The following is a 25,083-nucleotide window of genomic DNA, read 5'->3' on the forward strand; positions in this document are numbered from 1 at the left end:
GCCATGAAACGCGCCGCCGTCCTGCTGTTGCCGCGCCTGCCGGCGCTGCTGCTCGCACTGGCGGCCGGTGCGATCGGCGTCGGCGCGCAGGCCATGAGCATCCGCGAGCTGCGCACGCTCGAAGCCGGCGAGAAGGACGGCAAGGCCTACGCCAGCTACTACCTCGTCGGCGTGCTCGAAGGCTTGCGCGAGGGTGTCGAATCGTCGCAGCGCAACGGCCGAAATGGCCAGGTGCCGCCGTTCTGCATCGAGGGCCGCCGCCTCGAACCCTCGATGGCCCGATCGCTCTACCAGACCGAGCTGACCCGCAACGCCGACAGCTACGAAGCCGACATGCCCGTGCAACTGGTCATGGCCGGCGCCCTGAAAAACAGTTACCGCTGCACCCGATGACCGCCCCTGAATCCGTCCGCCCCCCGATCGACCGCATCCGCACCGACGTGCGCGCCATGCATGCCTATGCGGTGCAGGACGCGCGCGGCTTCCTCAAGCTCGACGCGATGGAGAACCCCTACGGCCTGCCGCCCGCGCTGCAGGCCGAATTAGGCGCGCGCCTGGGCGCGCTGGCGCTCAACCGCTACCCCGGCGACCGTGGCGCCGACCTGCAGCGCGCGCTGGCCGCCCACGCGGGCCTGCCGGAAGGCTTCGGACTGATGCTGGGCAACGGCTCGGACGAGCTCATCTCGCTGCTCGGCATCGCCTGTGACCAGCCCGGCGCCACGGTGCTCGCGCCCGTGCCCGGCTTCGTCATGTACGCCATGAGCGCGCAGCTGCAGGGCCTGCGCTTCGTCGGCGTGCCGCTCACGGCCGATTTCGAGCTCGACGAGGCCGCCATGCTGGCTGCCATCGCGCGCGAGAAGCCGGCCATCGTCTACCTCGCCTATCCGAACAACCCCACTGCCAACCTCTGGGACGACGCCGTCATCGAGAAGATCGTGCAGGCCCAGGGCGCGCAGGGCGGCCTGGTGGTGATCGACGAGGCCTACCAGCCCTTCGCCGCCCGCAGCTATATCGACCGGCTTGCCGGCCACCGCCACGTGCTGCTGATGCGCACCCTGAGCAAGTTCGGCCTGGCCGGCATCCGCCTGGGCTACCTGATGGGCCCCGCCGCGCTGGTTGCCGAGATCGACAAGGTGCGCCCGCCCTACAACATCAGCGTGCTGAACTGCGAAGCCGCGCTGTTCGCGCTGGAGCACGCCGAGGTGTTCGAGGCGCAGGCGCGCCAGATCCGCGAAGGGCGCGACCAGCTGATGGCCGCGCTGGCCCGGCTGCCGGGCGTGAAGACCTGGCCCAGCGACGCCAACATGATCCTGCTGCGCGTGCCCGATGCCACTCGCACCTTCGAGGGCATGAAGGCCCGCGGGGTGCTGGTGAAGAACGTTTCTAAAATGCATGAACTGCTCGCCAACTGCCTGCGCCTCACCGTCGGAACGGCCGACGAGAACGCGCAGATGCTGGCGGCGCTCGAAGCCTCACTATGACCACCCCCACGACCCCGGGCAGCACCGATCGCATCGCGACGGTCTCCCGCAACACCGCCGAGACGAAGATCACGGTCAGCGTCAACCTCGACGGCACCGGCAAGGCCAAGCTCTCCACGGGCATCGGCTTCTTCGACCACATGCTCGACCAGATCGCCCGCCACGGGCTGATCGACCTGGACATCCACTGCGAGGGCGACCTGCACATCGACGGCCACCACACGGTGGAAGACGTCGGCATCACGCTGGGCCAGGCCGTGGCCAAGGCCATCGGCGACAAGAAGGGCATCCGCCGCTACGGCCATGCCTATGTGCCGCTGGACGAGGCGCTCAGCCGCGTCGTCATCGACTTCTCGGGCCGACCGGGCCTGGAGATGCACGTGCCCTTCACCAGCGGCATGATCGGCACCTTCGACAGCCAGCTCACCTACGAGTTCTTCCAGGGCTTCGTGAACCACGCTTTCGTCACGCTGCACATCGACAACCTGAAGGGCGTGAACGCGCACCACCAGTGCGAGACCGTGTTCAAGGCCTTCGCCCGCGCCATGCGCGGCGCGCTGGAGCTCGACCCGCGCTCCGTCGGCGTCATTCCGTCAACCAAGGGTTCGCTCTGAAAATCTCCAGCGAACAGCCATGAAATCTGCAGCAGCAAATTCCGTCGCGGTCGTCGACTACGGCATGGGCAACCTGCACTCCGTGTCGCAGGCCGTGCGCCATGCGGCCGACCAGGTGGGCGTGGAGGTGTTTGTCACCTCCGACCCCGAGGTGGTGCGCAAGGCCACCCGCGTGGTGCTGCCGGGGCAGGGTGCGATGCCCGACTGCATGCGCGAGCTGCGCGACTCCGGCCTGCAGGAGTCGGTGCTCGAGGCCGCGGCGAACAAACCGCTCTTCGGCGTGTGCGTGGGCATGCAGATGCTCCTGTCGCGCAGCGACGAAGGCCCGACCGACGGCCTGGGGCTCATTCCCGGCGAGGTCATCAAGTTCGACCTGGCCGGTCGCCTGCAGCCTGACGGCAGCCGCTTCAAGGTGCCACAGATGGGCTGGAACCAGGTGCGCCAGGCCCAGCCGCACGCGGTGTGGGCGGGCATTCCCGACCAGAGCTACTTCTATTTCGTGCACAGCTTCTACGCGCGCCCGGCGGATGCCCGGCACAGCGTGGGCGAGGCAGATTACGGGGCATGCTTTACCGCGGCCATCGCACGCGATAACATTTTTGCCACCCAGTTCCACCCGGAGAAGAGTGCGGACCACGGGCTGCAGCTGTATCGCAACTTCCTCCACTGGAACCCCTGAACCCATTTTCCCGACCGGGCCGAACCTTCCGAAGCCCGGCTTTCGCACACTCGCGTCACTTCCATGCTCCTCATTCCCGCCATTGATCTCAAAGACGGCCACTGCGTTCGCCTCAAGCAGGGCGACATGGACCAGTCCACCATCTTCAGCGAAGACCCCGCTGCCATGGCCCGCAAGTGGGTCGAGGCCGGCGCGCGCCGGCTGCACCTGGTCGATCTGAATGGTGCCTTCGCCGGCAAGCCGCAGAACCACGCGGCCATCAAGGCGATCCTGAAGGAAGTCGGCGAGGACATCCCCGTGCAGCTGGGCGGCGGCATCCGCGACCTGGACACCATCGAGCGCTACATCGACGACGGCCTGCGCTACGTGATCATCGGCACCGCCGCGGTGAAGAACCCCGGCTTCCTGAAGGACGCCTGCAGCGCCTTCGGCGGCCACATCATCGTGGGCCTGGACGCCAAGGACGGCAAGGTCGCCACCGACGGCTGGAGCAAGCTCACGGGCCACGAGGTGGCCGACCTGGGCAAGAAGTTCGAGGACTACGGCGTCGAGTCGATCATCTACACCGACATCGGCCGCGACGGCATGCTCTCGGGCATCAACATCGACGCCACCGTGAAGCTCGCGCAGGCGCTGACCATTCCGGTGATCGCCTCGGGCGGCCTGTCGAACATGCTCGACATCGAGCAGCTGTGCGCCGTCGAATCCGAAGGCGTCGAGGGCGTGATCTGCGGTCGCGCCATCTATTCGGGCGACCTCGACTTCTCGGCCGCCCAGGCGCGTGCCGACGAACTGGCCGGTGACTGAGAAGGCGTGAACGAACCCGCCATGTCCGCTCATCCCGTCCAGACACGCCCCCTCTGCGTTGCAAATGCTCGCCGTAGCGTCTGCTACGGCTGCGCTTTGCGCCTTGAGGGGCCGCGCCTGGGCGGGCTGCTCGGCCACGCCGGATTCATTCACACCTTCTGAGCCGGCTCGCCACGCGCGTGCTCTCCGCGCTGGCCATCGCCAACTACCGCTCGCTGCGCCAGCTGACGGTGCCGCTCGGCCGGCTCACGGTCGTGACCGGGCCCAACGGCAGCGGCAAGTCGAGCGTGTACCGCGCGATGCGGCTCCTGGCCGACATCGCCAACGGTGGCGTGATCCGCTCGCTGGTGCGCGAAGGCGGGCTGTCCTCCACGCTGTGGGCCGGGCCCGAGCGTTTCTCGGCGGCCATGCTGCGCGGCGAGCAGCCGGTGCAGGGCACCACCCGCAGCGAGCCGGTCGCGCTGAAGCTGGGCTTTGCCGGCGTCGAAGCCGACGATTTCGGCTACGCCATCGACATCGGCCTGCCGCCGCCGATCCCGTCCTCGGCTTTCTCGCGCGACCCGCAGATCAAGCACGAGGCGATCTGGAGCGGCCCGCTCTTGCGCCCCTCCACGCACCTGGTCGACCGCAAGGGCGCGGCGCTGCGCCTGCGCGACGGCAAGGGCTGGCAGGCCATCGGCCGGCCGATTGCGGCCTTCGCCAGCATGATGACCGAGCACGCCGACCCGCGCGACGCGCCCGAGATGCTCACGCTGCGCGAGCAGATGCGCTCCTGGCGCTTCTACGACCACTTTCGCTCGGATGCCGAGGCGCCCGCGCGCCAGCCGCAACTGGGCACCTACACGCCCGTGCTCGCCAACGACGGGGCCGACCTGGCCGCGGCGCTGCAGACCATCCGTGAGATCGGCGACAGCGAGGCGCTCGACAGCGCCGTGGACGACGCCTTTCCGGGCGCCCGCGTCGAGGTGCACGCGAACGGCGACCGCTTCGAGACGCTGATGCACCAGCACGGCCTGCTGCGGCCCCTGACGGCCGCCGAACTCTCGGATGGCACCCTGCGCTACCTGCTGTGGATCGCGGCGCTGCTGACGCCCCGTCCGCCCGCGCTGCTGGTGCTCAACGAACCGGAAACCAGCCTGCACCCCGACCTGCTGCCCGCGCTCGGCCGCCTCATCGCGCAGGCCGCGCGGCAGTCGCAGGTGATCGTGGTGTCGCACGCGGCCCGGCTGATCGCCGCCCTCGACGACAGCGAAGGCCTGCAACAGGTGGTGCTGGAGAAGCGCTTCGGCGAGACCCGCATCGCGAACCTCGACATGAGCGAGATTCCGCGCTGGGAGTGGCCGACGCGCTAGGGAAAGGGCGAACCGGCCTACTCGGCCTTCACCGCCATCGTCTGGATGATCGTTTCCAGCTGCGCGCTCATCGGCAGGTTCAGGCTTTCCCCCGAGGGCAGCTTGCGCATGAACCAGCGCTTGTACTGCCGATGGATCTCGCCGTCTTCCGCCAGCACCTGGAAGGTGTCGATCACCACCTTGTTCAGCTGCGGATCGTCCTTGCGGAACATCACCGCATACGGGTCGTAGGAGAGGAAGTCGCCGACCACCTGGTACTGGGCCTTGGCGGCGTCGCGCGCGATGAGGCCGTAGAGCAGCACGTCGTCGGTGGCGAAGGCGTCGGCCTGGCCTTCCTTCACGAGCGCGAACGATTCGGCATGGTCGCGTGCCACCTTCAGGTCGATGTCGAGCTTGAACTTCTGGGACAGGTCGCGCAGCGTCTTTTCGTTGGTGGTGCCGGCCGTCACGGCCACCTTCTTGCCGGCGAGGTCGCGGAACGACTGGATCGGCGAACCCTTCTTCACCAGCACCTTGGTGCCCGAGACGAACATCGTCGGCGAGAAGGCCACGCGCTTCTGGCGCTCCAGGTTGCTGGTGGTGGAGCCGCACTCGAGGTCGACCTGGCCGCCGATGACCGCGTCGAAGCGTGAATCGGAGGTGACGGGCACCCACTTGATCGTGAGGCTCCTGTTGACCGTGTCCTCGATGGCCGTGACGAGCGCGCGGCACAGCTCGATGGAATAGCCGATCGGCTCCTTGCGCGCATTGAGGTACGAGAACGGCACGGACGATTCGCGGTAGCCGATGGCGATGGTGCCGCTCGCGCGCACCTTGGCCAGCGTGCCGCTGAGCACGGTAGGCGCCTGTTCCTGGGCCGGCGCGGGGGCCGCTCCCAGGAGCAGGCACAGTCCGGCGGCCAGGCTGGCGAAGAGGCTGTGGCCGGGGCGCTTCATGGTCGGGCTCACGTGTGCGCCGGGTGGGCGAGGGTGGCGGCCGCTTCCTCGTCGAGCACCTTGGCATTGGCCTCGGCGTCGCTCTCGGACAGCAGTTCGCCCTCCCACTTCGCGACCACGGCCGTGGCGATGGAATTGCCCACCGCGTTGGTGGCCGAGCGGCCCATGTCCAGGAAGGTGTCGACGCCCAGGATCAGCAGCAGGCCGGCCTCGGGGATGTCGAAGTGGTTCAGCGTGGCGGCGATCACCACCAGCGAGGCGCGCGGCACGCCGGCCATGCCTTTGGAGGTGAGCATCAGGATCAGCAGCATGGTGATCTGCGTGCTGACCGGCATGTGGATGTCGTAGGCCTGCGCGATGAAGAGCACGGCGAAGGTGCAGTACATCATCGAACCGTCGAGGTTGAACGAGTAGCCCATCGGCATCACGAAGCTGGAGATCTTGCGCTTCACGCCGAAACGGTCGAGCGCCTGCAGGATCTTCGGGTAGGCGGCTTCCGAGCTGGCGGTGGCGAACGACAGCAGGAAGGCTTCCTTGATGAGCACCAGCAGCTTGAACACGCGCGGCCCGAGGAACAGCAGGCCCGCCATGATCAGCACGCCCCACAGCACGAACAGGCCCAGGTAGAAGTCGCGCATGAACACGGCGAACTTGATCAGGATGCCCAGCCCGTTCACGGCCACGGTGGCGGCCATGGCGGCCAGCACGGCCAGCGGCGCGAGCTTCATGACATAGCCGGTGATCTTGAGCATGGCGTGCGACAGCTCTTCGATGGCCGCCACCAGCGTCTTGGCCTTGTCTCCGAGCGAGGCCAGCGCCACGCCGAAGAACATCGAGAACACGACGATCTGCAGGATCTCGTTGTTGGCCATCGCCTCCACGAAGGACTTGGGCACCGTGTGGCTCACGAAGTCCTTGAAGGTGAACTTGTTGGTCGCCAGGTTGGCCGAGGCGCCGATGTCGGGCAGCGGCAGGCCCAGGTTCTCGCCGGGCTTGAGCAGGTTGGCCATGACCAGACCGATCACCAGCGAGATCAGCGAGGCCGTGAGGAACCAGCCGATGGCCTTGCCGAACACGCGGCCGACCGACTTGGCGTCGCCCATGTGCGCGATGCCCACCACCAGTGTGGAGAACACCAGCGGGCCGATCAGCATCTTGATCAGGCGCAGGAACACGTCGGAGACGATGGAGACGTAGTCGGCGATTTCCTTGGCGGCCTTCTTGTCAGGAAAGCTCGTGAAGATCATGTAACCGACGATGATGCCGAGCACCATGGCGATCAGGATCCAGGCGGCCATGGGCAGCTTTTTCTTCATGCGTATCCCCTTTTGTCGTATGAGAGTGATTCTTTTCGAGTGCACGGGACCGACCCGGCACAGGGTATCCAAGAAAGGCAGATGCACGCAATGGCCTGCGGCCCCGATGCGGTGGCTGCCTACAATTCCTCACATGGATATCCGCTCGATCGAGTTTCGAGGCCAGCCGGCGTTGCACGCCGTGGCGGCCGATGGCAGCACCCTGACAGTGGCGCTGCATGGCGCCCAGGTGCTTTCGTGGGCCCCGGCCCGCGGTGGGGAGCGACTGTATCTGAGTCCGAAAGCCGTTTTTGACGGCCAAACAGCCATCCGCGGCGGCATTCCCCTGTGCTGCCCCCAGTTCAACCAGCGCGGCATGCTCCCCAAGCATGGCTTCATGCGCAATCTGCCTTGGATTCGCGAGGAATCGGGCGTGTCCGACACCTTGCGGCTCGTGCTGCGCGACAGCGAGGCCACCCGCAAGCTCTGGCCGCATGCCTTCGAGGCGCGGCTGGACGCCACGCTTGCGGCCGGCCAGCTGCGCACCGCGCTCACCCTGACCAACACCGGCGATGCGCCCTGGCCGTTTTCGGCGGCGCTGCACACCTACCTGCGCGTGGACGACATCGCCACGGCGCGCCTCGAAGGCCTGCAGGGCGCTCCGCGCTGGGACGCCGTGCGCGACGTCCGCCAGACTGAAACAGCCGCCGCGCTGCAGTTCGATGCCGAATTCGACAGCGTCTACACCGCCCCGGCGCAACCGCTGCGGCTGGTGCAGCCCGGCGGCATGCTCGAAATCTCCCAGAGCGCCAGCTGTACCGAAACCGTGGTCTGGAACCCCGGCGCCGCGCTCGGTGCGACACTCGCGGACATGCCCGAAGAGGGCTTCCGCCACATGCTCTGCGTCGAAGCGGCCCGCATCGACGAGCCTGTCGTGCTGGCCCCCGGCGCTCAATGGCAGGGCTGGCAGCAGCTCCGCGTTCTCTGACTGATTTCTCCCTGGTTTACCCCCCATGCTTGCCAAACGCATCATTCCCTGCCTCGACGTCACCGGCGGCCGCGTCGTCAAGGGCGTCAACTTCCTTGAACTGCGCGATGCCGGCGACCCGGTCGAGATCGCGGCGCGCTACAACGCGCAGGGCGCTGACGAGCTCACCTTCCTGGACATCACGGCCACCAGCGACGGTCGCGACCTGATCCTGCCGATCATCGAAGCGGTAGCCTCGCAGGTCTTCATTCCGCTGACCGTGGGCGGCGGCGTGCGCACCGTGGCCGACGTGCGCCGGCTGCTCAACGCGGGTGCCGACAAGACCAGCTTCAACTCCGCCGCCATCGCCGATCCGCAGGTGATCAGCGACGCGGCCCAGAAGTACGGCTCGCAGTGCATCGTGGTCGCCATCGACGCCAAGCGCCGCAGCGCCGAAGACGCCGCCACGCGCGGCGCGGGCTGGGACGTCTACAGCCACGGCGGGCGCAAGAACACCGGCCTGGACGTGGTGCAGTGGGCGACCGAGATGGCGCGCCGCGGCGCGGGTGAGATCCTGCTCACGAGCATGGACCGCGACGGTACCAAGAGCGGCTTCGACCTGGCCCTGACGCGCGCCGTGAGCGACGCGGTCAACGTGCCGGTGATCGCCTCGGGCGGCGTCGGCAACCTCGACGACCTGGCGGACGGCATCCAGAAGGGCGGCGCCGATGCGGTGCTGGCCGCAAGCATCTTTCACTACGGCGAGTACACCGTGGGCGAAGCCAAGGCCTGCATGGCCGCGCGCGGGATTCCCGTGCGCATCGACGCCTGAGACGCGTCCGAAGGGTCTTTCCTATCCTCGACAATACCTCCATGAATTGGCTCGATGAAGTGAAGTGGGACGCGAACGGGTTGGTGCCCGTGATCGCCCAGGAGCAAGGCTCCAACGACGTGCTCATGTTCGCGTGGATGAACCGCGAGGCGCTCGAAAAGACCGCCGAGCTGGGCCGCGCGGTGTATTTCAGCCGCTCGCGCAACAAGCTGTGGTTCAAGGGCGAGGAATCGGGCCACGTGCAGACCGTGCATGAGATCCGCCTCGACTGCGACAACGACGTGGTGCTGCTCAAGGTCACCCAGCTCGGTCACGAGCCGGGCATCGCCTGCCACACCGGACGCCACAGCTGCTTCTTCAGCAAGTACGAAAACGGCCAGTGGACGGCGGTCGATCCGGTCTTGAAAGACCCGGAATCCATCTACAAATGACGGCAACCGTGAATCCCAACACCTCCGACGCCCTCGCACGCCTGGCCGCGGTGCTCGAAAGCCGCCTGCCCGCGAACGGCGGCGACCCCGAGAAGAGCTATGTCGCCCGGCTGCTGCACAAGGGCCCGGACGCCTTCCTCAAGAAGATCGGCGAGGAAGCCACGGAGGTCGTGATGGCCGCCAAGGACGCCGACCACGGCGGCGACCGCTCGAAAATAGTGAACGAAGTGGCCGACCTGTGGTTCCACACCATGGTGGCGCTGGCGCACTACGGTTTCTCGCCGGCCGACGTCGTCGCGGAGCTCGAGCGCCGTGAAGGCACCAGCGGCATCGAGGAAAAGGCCCTGCGCAAGGTGCAGGCCCGCGAAGCGTCCAACGACTGACTGATCGATAGAAAGGGCATCGACATGGCCAACGACATCGTGAACGTGGAACCCGACGACTCCCTCAAGACCTGGGGCTGGGTCAGCTATGTGCTGCACCTCATCGTGGCCATCGGCGCGGTCGTGCCAGGCGCACAGGCGTCCGTGCTGTTGCTGCTCATCGCCTTGCTGATCGATTTCGTGAAGCGCGACGACGCGGCCGGCACCTGGCAGGCCTCGCACTTCAGCTGGCGCATCCGCTCGGTGCTGTGGGCCGGCCTGCTGTACATCGTCACCTCGTGGCTCTGGCTGCTGCTGTTCGTGCCGGGCTGGATCGCCTGGAGCCTGATTTCGCTGTGGTTCCTCTACCGGATCGTGAAAGGCATGATCCGCATGAACGACGGCCGTCCCATGGAACCCAAAGATGTCATCTGATCCGAACTGCGTCTTCTGCAAAATCATCGAAGGCAAGATCCCCTCGCGCAAGGTCTACGAAGACGACGACCTGTTCGGCTTCCACGACATCGCGCCCTGGGCGCCGGTGCATTTCATGCTGGTGCCCAAGAAGCACATCGCCTCGATGGCGCAGCTCACGCCCGAGGATTCGGCGCTCATGGGCAAGATCATGACGCTGGCCCCCAAGCTGGCGCTGGAAGAGGGCTGCCGGCCCTACCCGGACGGCGGTTTCCGGGTCGTCGTCAACACCGGCGCCGAAGGCGGGCAGGAGGTTCACCATCTCCATGTGCACGTCATGGGTGGCCCCCGCCCTTGGCTTCGTGGTTGAGCCGGGTTAATCCAAACTGTCACATTCCCCCCGACTAAAATCGGACACATTCTTAGGAGTTCTCCATGGGTTCTTTTTCCATCTGGCACTGGCTGATCGTGCTGCTCGTCGTGGTCATGATCTTCGGCACCAAGAAGCTGCGGAACATGGGTTCGGATCTTGGTGGCGCCGTCAAGGGCTTCAAGGACGGCATGAAGGACGGCTCGGCCACCGACGCCGCCGCCGCACCGGCCCCCACGCAACAGGTGACCGGCCAGCCGGCCAACAGCGACAAGTCGACGATCGACGTCGAAGCGCGCCAGAAGTCCTGAGCACCGCAGGCGCACATCCGTGATCGACCTCGGCATCGAGAAGCTGGCGCTCATCGGCGTCGTGGCGCTGATCGTGATCGGGCCGGAGAAGCTGCCGCGTGTTGCACGCACGGTGGGTACCCTGCTCGGCAAGGCACAGCGCTACGTGAACGACGTCAAGGCCGAAGTCAACCGTTCGATGGAGCTCGACGAGCTCCGCAAGATGAAGACCACGGTCGAGGACGCGGCGCGCGACGTGGAGCACAGCATCCACACCGGCGCCAGCGAGTTCGAAAAGCAGTTCTCCGGCGCATCCGGCGACACCCTGTCGGCGCTGGCCGAGCCTGAACAGGCGGTGCCCGAATACCGGCACCCCCGCAAGAACTGGCGCCTGAAGCAGGGCGCCACGCCCAACTGGTACAAGGCGCGCAACGGCGTGCGCACCAAGGCGCTGTCGGGCGCAGCGCGGGTTGCGCGCTTCCGGCCCCACAAGATCAACTGACGCGGCTTCCTGCGGCGCTTTCCGGCGCCCGGAGCGCCTCGTGTTCCCCACGCTTTCCCTTCTCTCTTCCCAATGGCCGATTCCGACAACAAGAACAAAGAAGACGAGCTGGCGGGCACCGAGCAGCCCTTCGTGCAGCACCTGGTCGAGCTTCGGGACCGGCTGCTGTACTGCGTCTACGGCCTCGTGGTCGCGGGCGTCGTGCTGGCCATCTGGCCCGGCCCGAGCGGCCTCATGGACATCATCGCCATGCCGATCAAGGCGCACATGCCGCCGGACGCCAAGCTGATCGCGATCGGCGTGTTCTCGCCGTTCTTCGTGCCGCTCAAGGTGCTGATGATGGCAGCGGTGCTGCTGGCGCTGCCCTGGCTCATGTACCAGGCCTGGATGTTCGTTGCGCCGGGTCTGTACAGCCACGAGAAGCGCTTTGCGCTCCCGCTGATCTTCTTCGGCAGCGCGCTGGCCTACGGCGGCATCGCCTTCGTGCAGCTGTTCGTGCTGGACAAGATGTTCGGCTTCATCCAGAAGTTCACGCCCGCCGCGGTGGCGGCCACGCCCGACATCTCGTCCTACGTCGAGGCCATCCTGTCGCTGTACATCGCCTTCGGCGTGGCTTTCCAGGTGCCGATCGTGGTGATGCTGCTGGTGCGCTTCGAGATGGTCACCATCGAGAAGCTGCGCTCGTTCCGCGGCTACTTCATCGTGATCGCCTTCGTGGTGGCCGCGGTGCTCACGCCGCCCGACGTGGTGTCGCAGTTGGCGCTGGCGGTGCCGATGTGCCTGCTGTACGAGGTGGGGATCATCGGGGCGCGCTATTTCTCCGGTGTCGGCAAGGCGCCTGAAGGGGAAGAAGAGAGCGCAGGGTCGGGGTCTTCCGGCAGCAGTTCCTGATTCGAGTCGACCGGCCCTGTTTTCAGCGGTCAGACCCAAAACAAAAGCGGCCCTCGGGCCGCTTTTTTGTTGCTGTCTTGTCGGGTGGTCTGCGGCCGCAGCCGCATCCCACGTTTCCCGCTTACTCGTTATTGGGCAACTGCTGCCGGATCGGACTCTTCGGCCGCAGCCCCGGCGTCACATCGAGTTCCATCTTGTCGGTGCCGCGCTGCAGCGCGAAGCGGGCGGTGTCGCCCGGCTTGAGGCCGGCCACGGCGGTCAGCAGGGCCTGGACGCTGTCGGTCTTCTTCTCGCCCACCGAGGTGATCACGTCGCCCGGGCGAATGCCAGCCTTGGCGGCGGGGCCGTTCTGCAGCACGCCGGTGATGATCACGCCCGCGTCGGCCTTCACGCCGAAGGTCTCGGCCAGTTCGGGCGACAGGTCGCTCGGCTCGACGCCGATCCAGCCGCGGCGCACCTGGCCTTCCTTCACGATGCCCTCGAGCACGATCTTGGCCATCGACACCGGAATGGCGAAGCCGATGCCCATGCTGCCGCCCGAACGCGAGTAGATGGCGGTGTTGATGCCCTGCAGGTTGCCGTTGACGTCGATCAGCGCGCCGCCCGAATTGCCGGGGTTGATGGCCGCGTCGGTCTGGATGAAGTTCTCGAACTGGTTGATGCCCAGCTGGTTGCGGCCCAGCGCCGAAACGATGCCGCTGGTCACGGTCTGGCCGACCCCGAAGGGGTTGCCGATGGCCAGCACCTGGTCGCCCACCAGCAGCTCGTCGGAGTTGCCCAGCACGATCACCGGGAGCTTGTCGAGTTCGATCTTGAGCACGGCCAGGTCGGTGTCGGGGTCGGTGCCGATCACCTTGCCGCGCGCGTGGCGGCTGTCGTTCAGGGTGACCTCGATTTCGTCAGCGCCCTCGACCACGTGGTTGTTGGTGAGGATGTAGCCGTCGGTGCTCACGATCACGCCGCTGCCCAGGCCCACCTGGGGCTGGTCGGCCTGGTCGCCGAAGAAGAAGCGGAACCACGGGTCGTTGCTGCGCGGATGGCGCTGCGCGGCCTTGCTGGTGTTGATGCTCACGACCGCCGGCGAGGCCTTCTTGGCCGCGGCGCTCAGGCTGCCTGCCGCCGGCACGGCCGGTGCGCCGCTGGGCGCTTCGACGATGGACACCACGCCGCCCAGCGAGGTCGAGCGCTTGTGGATCCACTCGGGCTTGAGCGTCGCGACGACGAAATAGGCCGCCAGCAGGACGGTCACGGCTTGGGCAAAGAGCAGCCAGGTGCGTTTCATGAAGATGGGGTGAAAGGGCGTTGGAAATGCGCCGCCAGCCGGGGCGCCGCCTGCGATTGTCCCTCAACGGGCTGACGATGGATCGCGCGGCTGGACGCCAATTGGGCCTTCATCAGGCTGTGAATAAGGGGTAACCCTTAAAATCGACCATCGGTCCGACCCGGACCGTCCCCTCAGGCCTTCCGTGCTGCCCACCCGGCGGGTGCGGTCAGGCAACTCTTCCGGCGGCGCGCCACTCCCGTTTCCCACCCCATCCAGGTGCGGCGGGTGTGCGGCCACGATGTTCCTGCCAGCCATGACCTCACAAGCAACCCATTCGAACGGCACGCAGTCCGTTCCCGCACGCACGCTCGATGCGCGCGACTACAAGACCCTGGCCCTGTCCGCACTCGGCGGCACGCTCGAGTTCTACGACTTCGTCATTTACGTCTTCTTCGCGACCGTGCTCGGCGCGCTGTTCTTCCCGGCCGACATGCCCGACTGGCTGCGCCAGCTGCAGACCTTCGGCATCTTCGCGGCGGGCTACCTCGCGCGTCCCGTGGGCGGCATCGTCATCGCGCACTTCGGCGACCTGCTGGGCCGCAAGCGCATGTTCACGCTGTCGATCTTCCTGATGGCAGCGCCCACGCTGGTGATCGGCCTGCTGCCCACCTACGCGAGCATCGGCGTCGCGGCGCCCCTGCTGCTGCTGGCGATGCGCGTGCTGCAGGGCGCGGCCATCGGCGGCGAAATGCCCGGTGCCTGGGTGTTCGTCGGCGAGCACGTGCCGGCCAGGCACTACGGCTTCGGCATCGGCACGCTGACGTCAGGCATCACGGGCGGCATCCTGCTCGGATCGCTGGTGGCCGTGGCCATCAACCGCTACTACGGGCCCGAGCAGGTGCACGACTTCGCCTGGCGCATTCCCTTCATCCTGGGCGGCGTGTTCGGGCTGTTCTCGGTCTACCTGCGGCGCTTCCTGCACGAGACCCCGGTCTTCAAGGAGCTGGCCGGTCGCAAGACGGTCGCCCGCGAGCTGCCGCTGCGCACCGTGCTGCGCGAGCATCGCATGGCGAGCGTGTATGTGGGGCTGCAGACCTGGGTGCTGTCGGCTGCCATCGTGGTGGTGGTGCTGTACACGCCCACCTACCTGCAGAAGGTGCACCAGATCCCAGCCGCGCTGGCGCTCGAGGCCAACGCGCTCGCCACGTTGACCCTGACCATCGGCTGCGTGATCGCCGGCTGGGCCAGCGACCGCATCGGCACGCGCGCGGTGATGCTGATCGGCTGGGGCGGTCTCTTTGCCTCCGCCTACCTGTTCTATACCGGGTTGCCCGGCACGTCGGCCACGCTGTTCTGGCACTACGGGCTGGTCGGCCTGTTCGTGGGCACCATCGCCACGGTGCCGATCGTTGGCGTTCGCGCATTTCCGGCGCCGGTGCGTTTCACGGGGCTGTCCTTCGCCTACAACATGTCGTACGCCATCTTCGGCGGCCTGACGCCGGTGATTCTCACGCTCTGGCTGCAGCACGATCCCATGGCGCCGGCGCACTACGTCGCCGCCCTGGCGGCGCTGGGCTTCCTGCTGGCCTTGTGGCCCCTGGCCGCGCGCGGCCACCCGATGCGCGATGGTGCGCCGGCCGCCGGGAGCGCGACAATGTCGCGATGAGCACCACACGCCACGAACTGCTTCACGCATTCGACCTGCTGCTGGCCCCCGGGCGCTTCAAGGACTACGGACCCAACGGCCTGCAGGTCGAAGGGCGCACCGTGGTCCGCAAGATCGTCTCGGGCGTGACCGCCAGCCGCGCGCTGATCGAGGCCGCGATCCACGCCGAGGCCGATGCCATCTTCGTCCACCACGGCTTGTTCTGGCGCGGCCAGGACGGTTGCGTCACCGGTTGGATGAAACAGCGCCTGGGCCTGCTGCTGGGTGACGACGTCAACCTCTTCGCCTATCACCTGCCGCTCGATGCGCATCCCGAACTGGGCAACAACGCGCAGCTCGGCCTGCAGCTGGGGCTTGTGGCGCATCCCGGGTCGGCCGGCCGTTTTGGGGAGCAGGAGCTGGGTTTCCTGGGTGCACGCGAGAACGGCGAGAACTTCACCAGCGCGAAGGCCCTGGCAACCCATGTCGAGAAGGTGTTGAAGCGGCCCGTCACGCTGGTCGACACGGCCCATCGCCCGATCAAGAGCATTGCCTGGTGCACGGGCGGCGCCCAGGGCTACTTCGAGGCCGCCATCGCGGCCGGCGCCGACGCCTTCATCACCGGCGAGATTTCCGAGCCACAGGCGCACTACGCCCGCGAGCTGGGCGTGGCCTTCCTGGCCTGCGGCCACCACGCCACCGAGCGCTACGGTGCGCAGGCTGTGGCCGCCCATGTGGCGGCCCAGCTCGGGCTGAAGCACGAGTTCATCGACATCGACAACCCGGCATGACGGCGCCGATCGCGATCACGCTCGGCGACCCGGCAGGCATCGGCCCCGAGATCATTGCCAAGGCCTTCCGCGACGCGCCCGACGCTGTGCGCGGTGCGTTCGTGGCCGGTGACGTCGGCACGCTGCGCAGCGCCTCCCAGGCACTCGCGGCGCCGGGGCGCTTGGCGTGGCCCGTCGTGGAGATCGCCAGCGTCACCGAAGCAGTCACTGTGCCGCCCGGCTGCATCCCGGTGCTGCAGGTGATCGCGCCGCCCCAGGGTATCGTGCAGGGCCACATCAGCGCCGAGGCAGGGCGCGCTGCCGGCGACTGCGTCGTATGGGCCGCGCGAGCCGCGCTGCGCGGCGAGATTTTAGCGATCGTCACTGCGCCGCTGCACAAGGAGGCGCTGGCCGCGGCCGGCTTTCCGTACCCCGGCCATACCGAACTGCTGCAGGCCGAGGCCGCTGCCCACCTGGGCCGCCCGGTGGCCGACGTGCCCGTGCGCATGATGCTGGCCAACGATGAATTGCGCACCGTGCTCGTCAGCATCCACATGTCGCTGCGCGACGCCATCGAGGCCGTGCGCTTCGAGGGCGTGCTGGACACCCTGCGCATCACCCATCGCGCGCTGACCCACGCGCTCGGCCGGCCGCCGCGCATCGGCGTGGCCGGGCTCAATCCGCACGCGGGTGAGGGCGGCCTGTTCGGTTCGGAAGAACGCACCGTCATCACGCCGGCCATCGAGGCCGCGCGCGTCGAGGGCATCGACGCCCATGGCCCCCATGCGCCGGACACTGTCTTCATGCGCGCGCGCGCCAAGGCCGGCGTGCCGTCGAGCGGCGAGTTCGATGTGGTGATCGCGATGTACCACGACCAGGGGTTGATCCCGGTCAAGTACCTCGGGGTGGAGAAGGGCGTGAATGTGACGCTCGGGCTGCCGCTGGTGCGGACCAGCCCGGATCACGGCACCGCGTTCGACATCGCGGGCCAAGGCGTGGCAGATGCGTCGAGCCTCGTCGAGGCGTTGCGCATGGCGCGAACGCTGGCCGGCGCCTGAGCGCGCGGCCAGAAAGGCTCAGGGGCGCTTGAGACTGTCGCGGATCTCGCGCAGCAGCGTGATGTCTTCAGGCGTGGCGGCCGGCGCTGCGGGGGCGGCCTCTTCCGTCTTGCGCAGCTTGTTGATCTGCTTGACCATCATGAAGATGATGAAGGCGAGGATCACGAAATTGACGGCAATCGTGATGAAATTGCCATACGCCAGCACCGGCACACCGGCCTTCTTCAGCTCTGCCAGCGTGTTCGTCACGCCCGGCGGCACCGCGCCCAGGATCACGTAGAGGTTCGAGAAGTCGAGCTTGCCGAACACCATGCCCACGAGCGGCATGATGATGTCGGCCACGAGCGAGTCGACGATCTTGCCGAACGCCGCCCCGATGATCACGCCGACGGCGAGGTCGACGACGTTGCCCTTGACGGCAAATTCCTTGAATTCGCTGAGGATGCTCATGATTCGGTAAGGGTGCTGAAGACCTGCTGTTGAAAGGGGTACCAGTATGCCTGCGGAAGCAGGCCGCTCAGACGCAGTGGCGCGCCGGCTGATGCCGGGCTGCAACTGAGGAATGAGCGCCAGCGGCGCCCGTCCGACTCACCCGCAACGGACGGAAGGTACCCATTTTCAGTAGTCAATTGCGATCGGATGCGGATTGGAACGTCTTGTTTCCAATTTCGCGGGAAGGGTAGAACCGGGTGGATACGCCGTGTTTTGCTCTCGGAAAGTAGGGCGAAGTGCTCTGATCAGGCGATCCGGAAGCATCCTGGAACGCAGACACGACCCCATTGACAGGGCACTGCACTGGTACGATGAGAAGGGAGCAGTGGGGAGCGGCCGCGCGAAATCGACCTTCAAGACTTCTGTCTGTCAGAGTGCATTCGCCCCGGGGTGCGCGTGGATCATGCGTGATCCAGCGACGAATTCTGCACCTTTGTTGCCTGAGTTTGCCAATTTCAGCGCGACTATAGCTGTTCAAATTTTTACATCAATGGTGTCGCGTAGTGGCGGCGATCACAAGTGTTTGAAAAAGAAGCGCGATACAACAGAACGGATGTGCGAGCCTCGCATGCCTTCGGGAATTGTTCTGTCGCCGCTTCGTTGTTGATGAGACTGACTGACTTTCAAGGGACCTGAATTGAGAAGAAATGCGAAAGCCCTCGCGTGGGTAGCGCTTGCCGGTGCGGTATTGCTCCAGGGCTGTGCCGTGGTGCCCGGCATGGGTTCGGTGGAGCCTTACGAAGCGGGCGGCGAGTTGCCGTCACAGTTCCGCTACCTGCCCGACGAAGCGCCTGAGGGCGAAATCACGCCGATCTCGCTGGCGCTGGTGCGCACGCTGGCGGAGGTGTCGCCCAAGGGCGTGCCGCCTGAGGTGCAGGCGCTGTTTGGCAAGGGGGCTCGCTACACCATCGGGTCGGGCGACGTGGTGGGCGTGATCGTGTATGACCACCCAGAGCTTTTGCCCAATGCGGGGGCTGTGATTTCGCAATCCGCCGACCCGACCGGTGTGCAGGTGGCGCCGGGCTTCATCGTCGATGCTGACGGCGAGATTGCCTTTCCCTATATCGGTCGTGTGCGCGTGGCGGGCTTGAGTGAAGGCGATGCTTCCGACTTGATCGGCAAGCTGCTTCGGCCCCACGTTCGTGATCCGCAGGTGACGGTGCGCATTCAGTCCTTCAGAAGCCGCCGCGCTTACGTGGAGGGCGAAGTGCGCGCTCCGGGGTCGCAGATCTTCACCGACGTGCCCATGACGCTGAACGAAGCGATCAACCGCGCCGGAGGCATGACGTCGAATGCCAATCGCTCGGCCGTCACTCTCATTCGCGACGGCCGTTCGGTCCCGATCGATATGACCCGGTTGCGTGAGGCTGGCTACGACGGGAACAACATCCCCCTGAAGAACGGCGACACCGTCCGCGTGGCGCATCGGGAAGACTCCAAGGTCTTCGTCATGGGCGAAATCATGGCGCCTGTCGCCCTGTCCATGCGAAGCAATGGGCGCTTGAGCTTGAGCGAGGCCTTGGGCGAGGCGGGTGGTCCGATGACGACGACCTCTAATGCTGGCCAGATTTACGTGATTCGCCAAGGGGCGACTGGCGCGCCGGCCATCTTCCATCTGAATGCCAAGAATCCCGCCACGATGGCCCTTGCAAGCCAGTTCCGGCTGCAGTCGCAGGATGTCGTGTATGTCGACCCGGTGCCGCTGGTCAAGTGGAACCGCGTGGTTAGCTTGATCCTGCCGTCGGCGCAGGTGGTCAATAACGCCAGTGAGGTTTACGTCAGGCATCGCTAGTCGAGCCTGGGTCCGGACTGAATTCTCGAGTTCAGGTCACGGGTCCGAATGCTTTTGAAGTCAGCAGCCGCGAATGCGGTGTGGCGGCATGGCTCTTGGCTGAGTCTGTCGCCAATTTTTCGTCTCCAGTGCTTTCAACATGCAAGTCATTCAATCAACTCAACCCATTGCGATCATCGGTCTCGGCTATGTGGGCCTTCCCCTCGCCGTGGAGTTTGGCAAGAAGCGCCGAGTGGTCGGTTTCGACATCAATGCCAAACGCATCACGGAACTGCAGGGTGGACACGATCACACGCTCGAGACCACCAGCGAAGAGTTGAAGGCGGCAACGCAGCTGGCGTTCACATCGCATGCCGATGATTTGCGTGACTGCGCTGTTTTTGTAGTGACCGTGCCTACACCGATCGACAATGCGAACCGGCCCGACCTGACGCCGCTGGTCAAGGCCAGTGAAACCGTCGGCAAGGTCATGTCGAAGGGGGCAATCGTCATCTTCGAATCGACGGTCTATCCCGGTGCGACAGAAGAAGTGTGCGTGCCCGTGCTGGAGAAATTCAGCGGCAAGAAATTCAACGTCGATTTCTTCTGCGGCTACAGCCCGGAACGGATCAACCCCGGTGACAAGGTCAACACGCTCACCAAGATCAAGAAGATCACGAGTGGCAGCACGCCCGAGGTGGCCGATGTGGTGGATGCTCTCTACAACGAGATCATCACTGCCGGCACACACAAGGCCGCCAGCATCAAGGTGGCCGAAGCCGCCAAGGTGATCGAGAACACGCAGCGAGACCTGAACATCGCGCTGGTCAATGAGCTGTCCGTCATCTTCGAGCGCCTGGGCATCGACACCCTCGACGTGCTCGAGGCCGCAGGCAGCAAATGGAATTTCCTGCCTTTCCGTCCAGGCCTTGTGGGTGGGCATTGCATCGGCGTGGACCCGTACTACCTCACGCATAAAGCGGAGCAGGTCGGCTACCACCCGCAGGTCATATTGGCCGGGCGCCGCATCAACGACAACATGGCGCGCTACGTGGCCCGCAACACCATCAAGCTGATGCTGAAGAACGGCATGGACGTGCCGCGTTGCCGTATCGGCGTGCTGGGCATCACCTTCAAGGAAAACTGCCCGGACATCCGCAACAGCAAGATCGTCGACATGGTTCGCGAGTTCGAGGCATGGGGTGCTTCCGTGGAAGTCGTAGACCCATGGGCTGACGCTGAAGAAGTGACAAGCGAATACGGACTTCAACTCGGCCAGGTCGATGCAGGCCACCCGGTCGATGCGCTCGTCGTTGCCGTGGGCCACAACGAGTACCGCGGCGCGACGATGACCGAACTGCGTGCCCTGTGCCGAGGCGAGCAGCCCGTGCTGGTCGACGTCAAGAGCCTGTTCAACGCACAGGAAGCCCGCGACAGCGGCTTCTCTTTGTTCCGCCTGTAAGCCATTTCTCGTTTCTTTTTTGACATGAAAAACTTTGCACTGATCGGCGCTGCCGGATACATCGCCCCGCGTCACATGCGCGCCATCAAAGACACGGACAACCATCTGGCGGTGGCCTACGACATCAACGATTCGGTCGGCATCATCGACAGCATTTCGCCGCAAAGCGAGTTCTTCACCGAGTTCGAGCGCTTCTACGAGCACGCGCAGCAGCTCAAGCGCAACCCCGCCACTGCGCTGGACTATGTGGCGATCTGCAGCCCCAACTACCTGCACCACCCGCACATTGCCGCCGGCCTGCGCCTGGGTTGCGACGTGATCTGCGAGAAGCCCCTGGTGCCGACGCCGGACCTCGTCGACGAACTGCAACGTGTTGAAAAGGAAACCGGCAAGCGCGTCTTCAACATCCTGCAGCTGCGCCACCACGAGGCCATCCTGAAGCTGCGTGACAAGGTCGCCTCCGCCCCCGCGGATACCAAGTTCGATGTGGAACTGACCTACATCACTTCTCGCGGCAAGTGGTACATGGAGAGCTGGAAGGGCGACAACCGCAAGTCGTTCGGCGTGGCGACCAACATCGGCGTGCACTTCTACGACATGCTGCACTTCATCTTCGGAAAGCTCCAACGCAACGTGGTGCACTACAGCGGCACGGCCAAGGCGGCTGGCTACCTCGAATACGAGCGCGCACGTGTGCGTTGGTTCCTGTCCATCGACGCCAACGATCTGCCGGCCGACGTGAAGGGCAAGAAGACCACCTTCCGCAACATCGACGTCAGCGGCGAGAAGCTTGAGTTCTCGGAAGGCTTCACCGACCTGCATACGGTGAGCTACAAGGAAATTCTGGCCGGCCGCGGCTATGGCCTCAAGGATGCGCGTCACTGCATCGAGACCGTGAACGTGATTCGCAGCGCCACGCCCGTCCCGGGCGAGCAGGGTGAAGTGCATCCGTTCGTTCGGCAGCTCGCCTGAGGCCCCGCGAGTTCGGCATGGCATACAAAGCCCACCCCACAGCAATCATCGACGAGGGCGCCCGCATCGGCGACGGCACCCGCATCTGGCATTGGGTGCACGTCAGCGCGCAGGCGTCCATCGGCGAAGACTGCTCGCTCGGACAGAACGTTTACGTCGGTAACGACGTGACCATCGGCCACAACGTCAAGATCCAGAACAACGTCAGCGTGTACGACGCGGTCACGTTGGAGGACGACGTGTTCTGCGGCCCGAGCATGGTCTTCACCAATGTCTACAACCCGCGCTCAGCAGTCACGCGCAAGGACGAATACCGTCGCACCCTCGTGAAGCGGGGCGCGACGCTGGGTGCCAACTGCACCATCGTCTGCGGCAACACCGTCGGCGAATACGCCTTTGTCGGCGCCGGTGCCGTGATCAACAAGGACGTGCCGGCCTATGCACTCATGGTCGGCGTGCCCGCCAGGCAGATCGGCTGGATGAGTGAATTCGGCGAGCAACTCGCGTTGCCGCTGCAAGGCGCAGCAGAAGCCATTTGCGCGCACACCGGCGCGCGCTACGTACTCGACGGCAAGGCCGTGACCAAGTTGGAAGCCAAGAAGACGCCATGATCGAATTCATCGACCTCAAGACTCAGCAAGCCCGCATCAAGGACCAGATCGACGCCGCGATTCAGCGCGTGCTGGCGCATGGTCAATACATCCTTGGGCCTGAAGTGGCCGAGTTGGAAGAGAAGCTGGCGGCCTATACCGGCGCCAAGCATTGCATCACCGTGGCCAACGGCACGGATGCTTTGCAGATCGCGCAAATGGCGCTTGGCATCGGGCCGGGCGATGAAGTCATTACGCCGGGCTTTACGTACATCGCCACCGCCGAGACGGTGGCGCTACTGGGCGCCAAGCCAGTGTACGTGGACATCGACCCGCACACTTACAACTTGGACCCAGCGTTGCTGGAGGCAGCGATCACTCCGCGGACCAAGGCCATTGTTCCGGTCAGCTTGTATGGACAGTGTGCGGACTTCGATGCCATCAATGCCATTGCCGCCAAACACGGAATTCCCGTAATTGAGGATGCGGCGCAGAGTTTTGGCGCTACTTACAAGGGGCGTAAAAGCTGCAATCTCAGCACGATCGCGTGTGCCAGCTTCTTTCCGAGCAAACCGCTGGGATGTTATGGCGATGGCGGGGCGATATTCACCAACGATGACGAATTGGCGAAGGTGATGCGGCAGATTGCCCGGCATGGGCAGGATCGGCGGTATCACCATATTCGGGTGGGTGTGAATAGCCGGTTGGATACCTTACAGGCCGCGGTGTTGCTGGCGAAGCTAGAAATCTTCGATGATGAAATTGCCGGTCGCCAGCGCGTAGCTATGGAATATATGCGCTTGTTGCGCGCGAGCGGTGTTGCTGGAATTCCCTACATCGAGGGGCATAGCAAAAGTGCGTGGGCGCAGTACACGGTGCGTGTAGCCGAGCGAGAGGCGTTGCAAGTGCAAGCCAAGCAGGCTGGAGTTCCAACCATGGTGCATTATCCCATTCCATTGAATCAACAGCCTGCTGTCGAGAACAAACAGGTCAAATTACCGGTAGGCGACGCTGTTGCGAAGGAGGTACTGAGCTTGCCGATGCACTCTTATTTGACGCAAGAAGAGCAAATAAAAATAGTAAAGTCCATTGAACGCCTCTCTGGCTAATTCGAAGGCAGGGCTTCACTCCGATCTTTCAAGCGCGGCATAACTTCCTCTTGAAATTTGTGGGACGGATTTGTTTAATTGGCAGTATTCGGATTGCCCAAATGGAGCTTCATGTTTCGCTCTGGATTTTTTCGCTCTGCCTCCCTTTTAGTCGGAGGGACCGCTATTGCTCAAGGGCTGTCTCTTCTGGCGTTGCCGCTCTTGACTCGCTTATATGGGCCAAGTGATTTCTCTGTATTGGCTGTGTATGCTTCCGCGCTTGGGATTGTTTCGGCAGCCGCATGCTTGAGATTTGAAATCGCGATTCCCTTACCCCTGAAGGATAGAGACGCGATCAACTTGCTGGCACTGGCGCTTGGATCTTCTGCAACTATATCTTTGCTCATCGCGCTACCAATAGCGATATTTCCGTACGAGATAGCAAAATTTTTTGCTTCGCCACAATTGGAAGCCTACCTATGGCTGCTTCCCGTAGGTGTATGGCTAAGCAGTTCGTATTCCGCATTGCAATTTTGGGCCACACGGAAGAAAAAATTTGGCCTCATCAGTAGAACAAGAATTTCTCAGGCCATTGGAGGTGTTGGCGCGCAAGTTGGCTTAGGTCTCTGTGGGTTAAATTCACTTGGGCTAATATTGGGGCAGCTAGTAAACAACTGCGCGGGAATTTTTGGGTTGACCAGACAGGTCTACAAAACCGACAGAAGGCTTCTGTGTACCATCGGCAGACAACAGTTGGCGAGGACTTTTAAAGAGTACGAAAGATTCCCTAAATACTCAACCCTCGAATCTCTAGCGAATAGCACAGGTATTCAGCTTCCTATAATTCTAATCGCGGGATTTTCGATTGGAGGGGAGGCTGGATATTTGATGTTAGCGAGTCGAATTATGGCGGCGCCATTAACTCTAATTGGTGGAGCTGTATCCCAAGTCTATTTATCGCAAGCCCCTGAAGAATTGCGGAATGGAAACCTTGGTGCCTTTACCGCAAAAGTGCTGTCGGGTTTGATGAGAACAGGGGTTGGCCCGTTGGTTTTCATTGGAGTAATTTCGCCCACATTATTTCCAATAGTGTTTGGGGAAAACTGGCAGCGTGCTGGCGAAATGGTTGCGTGGATGACGCCTTGGTTTTTGCTTCAATTTCTATCGTCACCTTTATCGATGGTGCTTCATATTACGCAAAATCAGCGGTTAGCTCTAGGCCTTCAAATAGGTGGTCTTCTTTTTCGCGTGGGAAGTGTGCTCCTCGCTGCATATTGGGTGAAGAATTTTATATTCGAGTTTTATGCAATATCTGGCCTTGTCTTCTACTTAATTTATATCTTGGTCATAGGCTGCATCTCAAAAGTTCGCCTGCAGCATTTCAACAAAGGGTTGGTTGTTAATTTATCAATTGTGGCTGGTTGGGTGTTTATAGGGATAATTGTTAAGTATGTGATTGACTATTCCGCCCCGCTGCTTTTCGGTTTGTCGTGAATCGAGATCTTTTGCATTGCTGGAGCGAGAACGTTTACCTAGATAGATGGGTGGTCCCGGGTTGCCTCGGCCGTAGCTGTCAAGCATGACATTTCTAAAGATGAAATTAAGTAGATCCATATTTTTGGAGTTGACGGTCTCGCTCTTAGTGATCGTTATTTTTTTATTTGATTTATCATTCGTTCTTTATTTCTCTGAGTCAATTCGGTCGCGATATCCATTCTATTTGTATGGGTTTGTCGTGCTGTTCTACTT

At 63.9% G+C, this 25,083-nt stretch carries 28 protein-coding genes; 24 read left to right on the forward strand and 4 right to left on the reverse strand.

Annotated elements, in window-relative coordinates:
* Positions 1-3 precede the first annotated feature (3 nt).
* From D3H34_RS14820 to D3H34_RS14845, 6 genes are all read left to right on the forward strand, one after another.
* The gene (locus D3H34_RS14820; RefSeq protein ID WP_119554267.1) at positions 4-393 is read left to right on the forward strand and encodes a hypothetical protein; all 390 of its coding nucleotides are present in this window, start codon (positions 4-6) and stop codon (positions 391-393) included.
* Positions 390-1,481, forward strand: a complete 1,092-nt coding sequence (hisC, locus tag D3H34_RS14825; protein ID WP_119554268.1) for a histidinol-phosphate transaminase — start codon at positions 390-392, stop codon at positions 1,479-1,481. The genes D3H34_RS14820 and hisC overlap by 4 nt, the downstream gene beginning before the upstream one ends.
* Positions 1,478-2,095, forward strand: coding sequence for an imidazoleglycerol-phosphate dehydratase HisB (gene hisB, locus D3H34_RS14830; RefSeq protein WP_119554269.1), 618 nt, complete (start codon positions 1,478-1,480; stop codon positions 2,093-2,095). Before hisC ends, hisB begins: the two co-directional genes overlap by 4 nt.
* Before the next feature lie 19 nt (positions 2,096-2,114).
* Positions 2,115-2,774, forward strand: a complete 660-nt coding sequence (hisH, locus tag D3H34_RS14835) for an imidazole glycerol phosphate synthase subunit HisH (protein WP_119554270.1) — start codon at positions 2,115-2,117, stop codon at positions 2,772-2,774.
* A gap of 63 nt (positions 2,775-2,837) precedes the next feature.
* Positions 2,838-3,581, forward strand: a complete 744-nt coding sequence (gene hisA / locus D3H34_RS14840) for a 1-(5-phosphoribosyl)-5-[(5-phosphoribosylamino)methylideneamino]imidazole-4-carboxamide isomerase (RefSeq protein WP_119554271.1) — start codon at positions 2,838-2,840, stop codon at positions 3,579-3,581.
* Between the two features lie 179 nt (positions 3,582-3,760).
* The gene (locus D3H34_RS14845; RefSeq protein ID WP_119554272.1) at positions 3,761-4,933 is read left to right on the forward strand and encodes an AAA family ATPase; all 1,173 of its coding nucleotides are present in this window, start codon (positions 3,761-3,763) and stop codon (positions 4,931-4,933) included.
* 17 nt (positions 4,934-4,950) lie between these two features.
* On the opposite strand, the gene D3H34_RS14850 is transcribed toward D3H34_RS14845, so the two are convergent.
* Entirely contained in the window at positions 4,951-5,868 is a 918-nt protein-coding gene (locus tag D3H34_RS14850; RefSeq protein ID WP_119554308.1) for an amino acid ABC transporter substrate-binding protein, read from the reverse strand.
* Between the two features lie 8 nt (positions 5,869-5,876).
* Positions 5,877-7,184, reverse strand: a complete 1,308-nt coding sequence (locus D3H34_RS14855; protein ID WP_119554273.1) for a dicarboxylate/amino acid:cation symporter — start codon at positions 7,182-7,184, stop codon at positions 5,877-5,879.
* Between the two features lie 133 nt (positions 7,185-7,317).
* Here D3H34_RS14855 and D3H34_RS14860 point away from each other — a divergent pair, with 133 nt between their 5' ends.
* The 9 genes from D3H34_RS14860 (at position 7,318) to tatC (ending at position 12,222) form a co-directional block, all read left to right on the forward strand.
* A complete protein-coding gene (locus tag D3H34_RS14860) occupies positions 7,318-8,151 on the forward strand; it encodes a D-hexose-6-phosphate mutarotase (protein ID WP_119554274.1) in 834 nt (277 codons plus the stop codon).
* 25 nt (positions 8,152-8,176) lie between these two features.
* The gene (hisF, locus tag D3H34_RS14865; RefSeq protein ID WP_119554275.1) at positions 8,177-8,962 is read left to right on the forward strand and encodes an imidazole glycerol phosphate synthase subunit HisF; all 786 of its coding nucleotides are present in this window, start codon (positions 8,177-8,179) and stop codon (positions 8,960-8,962) included.
* 41 nt (positions 8,963-9,003) lie between these two features.
* Positions 9,004-9,393: a phosphoribosyl-AMP cyclohydrolase gene (gene hisI / locus D3H34_RS14870; RefSeq protein WP_119554276.1), complete on the forward strand. Its 390-nt coding sequence runs from the start codon at positions 9,004-9,006 to the stop codon at positions 9,391-9,393.
* Positions 9,390-9,776, forward strand: a complete 387-nt coding sequence (locus D3H34_RS14875) for a phosphoribosyl-ATP diphosphatase (RefSeq protein ID WP_119554277.1) — start codon at positions 9,390-9,392, stop codon at positions 9,774-9,776. The genes hisI and D3H34_RS14875 overlap by 4 nt, the downstream gene beginning before the upstream one ends.
* 24 nt (positions 9,777-9,800) lie before the next feature.
* Complete coding sequence (locus tag D3H34_RS14880) at positions 9,801-10,190, forward strand: DUF4870 family protein (RefSeq protein ID WP_056572726.1); 390 nt, start codon at positions 9,801-9,803, stop codon at positions 10,188-10,190.
* Complete coding sequence (locus D3H34_RS14885; protein ID WP_119554278.1) at positions 10,180-10,539, forward strand: histidine triad nucleotide-binding protein; 360 nt, start codon at positions 10,180-10,182, stop codon at positions 10,537-10,539. The genes D3H34_RS14880 and D3H34_RS14885 overlap by 11 nt, the downstream gene beginning before the upstream one ends.
* 65 nt (positions 10,540-10,604) lie before the next feature.
* Complete coding sequence (tatA, locus tag D3H34_RS14890; protein ID WP_119554279.1) at positions 10,605-10,850, forward strand: Sec-independent protein translocase subunit TatA; 246 nt, start codon at positions 10,605-10,607, stop codon at positions 10,848-10,850.
* Between the two features lie 19 nt (positions 10,851-10,869).
* Positions 10,870-11,331 carry a Sec-independent protein translocase protein TatB gene (tatB, locus tag D3H34_RS14895; protein WP_119554280.1) on the forward strand — a complete coding sequence of 154 codons (462 nt, stop codon included), beginning with the start codon at positions 10,870-10,872 and terminating at the stop codon, positions 11,329-11,331.
* A gap of 72 nt (positions 11,332-11,403) precedes the next feature.
* Positions 11,404-12,222, forward strand: a complete 819-nt coding sequence (tatC, locus tag D3H34_RS14900) for a twin-arginine translocase subunit TatC (RefSeq protein ID WP_119554281.1) — start codon at positions 11,404-11,406, stop codon at positions 12,220-12,222.
* 121 nt (positions 12,223-12,343) lie between these two features.
* Here the strand turns inward: tatC and D3H34_RS14905 are convergent, their stop codons facing one another.
* Positions 12,344-13,504, reverse strand: coding sequence for a S1C family serine protease (locus D3H34_RS14905; RefSeq protein ID WP_062473641.1), 1,161 nt, complete (start codon positions 13,502-13,504; stop codon positions 12,344-12,346).
* A 295-nt stretch (positions 13,505-13,799) separates the two neighbouring features.
* Here D3H34_RS14905 and D3H34_RS14910 point away from each other — a divergent pair, with 295 nt between their 5' ends.
* Genes D3H34_RS14910 through pdxA form a run of 3 tightly spaced genes read left to right on the forward strand, consistent with a single transcriptional unit; the run spans position 13,800 to position 16,959 of the window.
* Positions 13,800-15,152, forward strand: a complete 1,353-nt coding sequence (locus tag D3H34_RS14910) for an MFS transporter (RefSeq protein ID WP_119554282.1) — start codon at positions 13,800-13,802, stop codon at positions 15,150-15,152.
* Positions 15,149-15,922 (forward strand): Nif3-like dinuclear metal center hexameric protein, encoded by a 774-nt coding sequence (locus tag D3H34_RS14915; protein ID WP_119554283.1) that lies wholly within the window; start codon positions 15,149-15,151, stop codon positions 15,920-15,922. Before D3H34_RS14910 ends, D3H34_RS14915 begins: the two co-directional genes overlap by 4 nt.
* The gene (pdxA, locus tag D3H34_RS14920; RefSeq protein WP_119554284.1) at positions 15,919-16,959 is read left to right on the forward strand and encodes a 4-hydroxythreonine-4-phosphate dehydrogenase PdxA; all 1,041 of its coding nucleotides are present in this window, start codon (positions 15,919-15,921) and stop codon (positions 16,957-16,959) included. Before D3H34_RS14915 ends, pdxA begins: the two co-directional genes overlap by 4 nt.
* An 18-nt stretch (positions 16,960-16,977) precedes the next feature.
* Here pdxA and mscL read toward each other — a convergent pair whose 3' ends face one another.
* Complete coding sequence (gene mscL, locus D3H34_RS14925) at positions 16,978-17,409, reverse strand: large conductance mechanosensitive channel protein MscL (protein ID WP_119554285.1); 432 nt, start codon at positions 17,407-17,409, stop codon at positions 16,978-16,980.
* Between the two features lie 760 nt (positions 17,410-18,169).
* Here mscL and D3H34_RS14930 point away from each other — a divergent pair.
* The 6 genes from D3H34_RS14930 (at position 18,170) to D3H34_RS14955 (ending at position 24,828) form a co-directional block, all read left to right on the forward strand.
* On the forward strand, positions 18,170-19,243 hold the full coding sequence (locus tag D3H34_RS14930) for a polysaccharide biosynthesis/export family protein (RefSeq protein ID WP_119554309.1): 1,074 nt from the start codon (positions 18,170-18,172) through the stop codon (positions 19,241-19,243).
* A gap of 139 nt (positions 19,244-19,382) precedes the next feature.
* Positions 19,383-20,684 (forward strand): nucleotide sugar dehydrogenase, encoded by a 1,302-nt coding sequence (locus D3H34_RS14935; protein WP_119554286.1) that lies wholly within the window; start codon positions 19,383-19,385, stop codon positions 20,682-20,684.
* A gap of 24 nt (positions 20,685-20,708) precedes the next feature.
* Positions 20,709-21,656, forward strand: a complete 948-nt coding sequence (locus D3H34_RS14940) for a Gfo/Idh/MocA family protein (protein WP_119554287.1) — start codon at positions 20,709-20,711, stop codon at positions 21,654-21,656.
* Positions 21,657-21,673: 17 nt separating this feature from the next.
* On the forward strand, positions 21,674-22,267 hold the full coding sequence (locus tag D3H34_RS14945; protein ID WP_119554288.1) for an acyltransferase: 594 nt from the start codon (positions 21,674-21,676) through the stop codon (positions 22,265-22,267).
* On the forward strand, positions 22,264-23,355 hold the full coding sequence (locus D3H34_RS14950) for a DegT/DnrJ/EryC1/StrS family aminotransferase (protein ID WP_119554289.1): 1,092 nt from the start codon (positions 22,264-22,266) through the stop codon (positions 23,353-23,355). Before D3H34_RS14945 ends, D3H34_RS14950 begins: the two co-directional genes overlap by 4 nt.
* 78 nt (positions 23,356-23,433) lie before the next feature.
* The gene (locus tag D3H34_RS14955) at positions 23,434-24,828 is read left to right on the forward strand and encodes a lipopolysaccharide biosynthesis protein (RefSeq protein WP_147400433.1); all 1,395 of its coding nucleotides are present in this window, start codon (positions 23,434-23,436) and stop codon (positions 24,826-24,828) included.
* The last annotated feature ends 255 nt before the right edge of the window (positions 24,829-25,083 follow it).

The sequence above is a fragment of the Acidovorax cavernicola genome (assembly GCF_003581445.1).

Bases quoted from the DNA above. Each gene is read 5' to 3' on its own strand.
- tatC (WP_119554281.1), top strand. From the start codon at position 11,404: ATGGCCGATTCCGACAACAAGAACAAAGAAGACGAGCTGGCGGGCACC.
- hisF (WP_119554275.1), top strand. From the start codon at position 8,177: ATGCTTGCCAAACGCATCATTCCCTGCCTCGACGTCACCGGCGGCCGC.
- hisC (WP_119554268.1), top strand. From the start codon at position 390: ATGACCGCCCCTGAATCCGTCCGCCCCCCGATCGACCGCATCCGCACC.
- D3H34_RS14880 (WP_056572726.1), top strand. From the start codon at position 9,801: ATGGCCAACGACATCGTGAACGTGGAACCCGACGACTCCCTCAAGACC.
- hisH (WP_119554270.1), top strand. From the start codon at position 2,115: ATGAAATCTGCAGCAGCAAATTCCGTCGCGGTCGTCGACTACGGCATG.
- D3H34_RS14910 (WP_119554282.1), top strand. From the start codon at position 13,800: ATGACCTCACAAGCAACCCATTCGAACGGCACGCAGTCCGTTCCCGCA.
- D3H34_RS14905 (WP_062473641.1), bottom strand. From the start codon at position 13,504: ATGAAACGCACCTGGCTGCTCTTTGCCCAAGCCGTGACCGTCCTGCTG.
- D3H34_RS14950 (WP_119554289.1), top strand. From the start codon at position 22,264: ATGATCGAATTCATCGACCTCAAGACTCAGCAAGCCCGCATCAAGGAC.
- hisI (WP_119554276.1), top strand. From the start codon at position 9,004: ATGAATTGGCTCGATGAAGTGAAGTGGGACGCGAACGGGTTGGTGCCC.
- pdxA (WP_119554284.1), top strand. From the start codon at position 15,919: ATGACGGCGCCGATCGCGATCACGCTCGGCGACCCGGCAGGCATCGGC.
- D3H34_RS14940 (WP_119554287.1), top strand. From the start codon at position 20,709: ATGAAAAACTTTGCACTGATCGGCGCTGCCGGATACATCGCCCCGCGT.
- D3H34_RS14820 (WP_119554267.1), top strand. From the start codon at position 4: ATGAAACGCGCCGCCGTCCTGCTGTTGCCGCGCCTGCCGGCGCTGCTG.
- D3H34_RS14855 (WP_119554273.1), bottom strand. From the start codon at position 7,184: ATGAAGAAAAAGCTGCCCATGGCCGCCTGGATCCTGATCGCCATGGTG.
- hisA (WP_119554271.1), top strand. From the start codon at position 2,838: ATGCTCCTCATTCCCGCCATTGATCTCAAAGACGGCCACTGCGTTCGC.
- D3H34_RS14860 (WP_119554274.1), top strand. From the start codon at position 7,318: ATGGATATCCGCTCGATCGAGTTTCGAGGCCAGCCGGCGTTGCACGCC.
- tatA (WP_119554279.1), top strand. From the start codon at position 10,605: ATGGGTTCTTTTTCCATCTGGCACTGGCTGATCGTGCTGCTCGTCGTG.
- D3H34_RS14915 (WP_119554283.1), top strand. From the start codon at position 15,149: ATGAGCACCACACGCCACGAACTGCTTCACGCATTCGACCTGCTGCTG.
- D3H34_RS14935 (WP_119554286.1), top strand. From the start codon at position 19,383: ATGCAAGTCATTCAATCAACTCAACCCATTGCGATCATCGGTCTCGGC.
- D3H34_RS14945 (WP_119554288.1), top strand. From the start codon at position 21,674: ATGGCATACAAAGCCCACCCCACAGCAATCATCGACGAGGGCGCCCGC.
- D3H34_RS14930 (WP_119554309.1), top strand. From the start codon at position 18,170: ATGGGTTCGGTGGAGCCTTACGAAGCGGGCGGCGAGTTGCCGTCACAG.
- D3H34_RS14885 (WP_119554278.1), top strand. From the start codon at position 10,180: ATGTCATCTGATCCGAACTGCGTCTTCTGCAAAATCATCGAAGGCAAG.
- D3H34_RS14875 (WP_119554277.1), top strand. From the start codon at position 9,390: ATGACGGCAACCGTGAATCCCAACACCTCCGACGCCCTCGCACGCCTG.
- hisB (WP_119554269.1), top strand. From the start codon at position 1,478: ATGACCACCCCCACGACCCCGGGCAGCACCGATCGCATCGCGACGGTC.
- D3H34_RS14850 (WP_119554308.1), bottom strand. From the start codon at position 5,868: ATGAAGCGCCCCGGCCACAGCCTCTTCGCCAGCCTGGCCGCCGGACTG.
- mscL (WP_119554285.1), bottom strand. From the start codon at position 17,409: ATGAGCATCCTCAGCGAATTCAAGGAATTTGCCGTCAAGGGCAACGTC.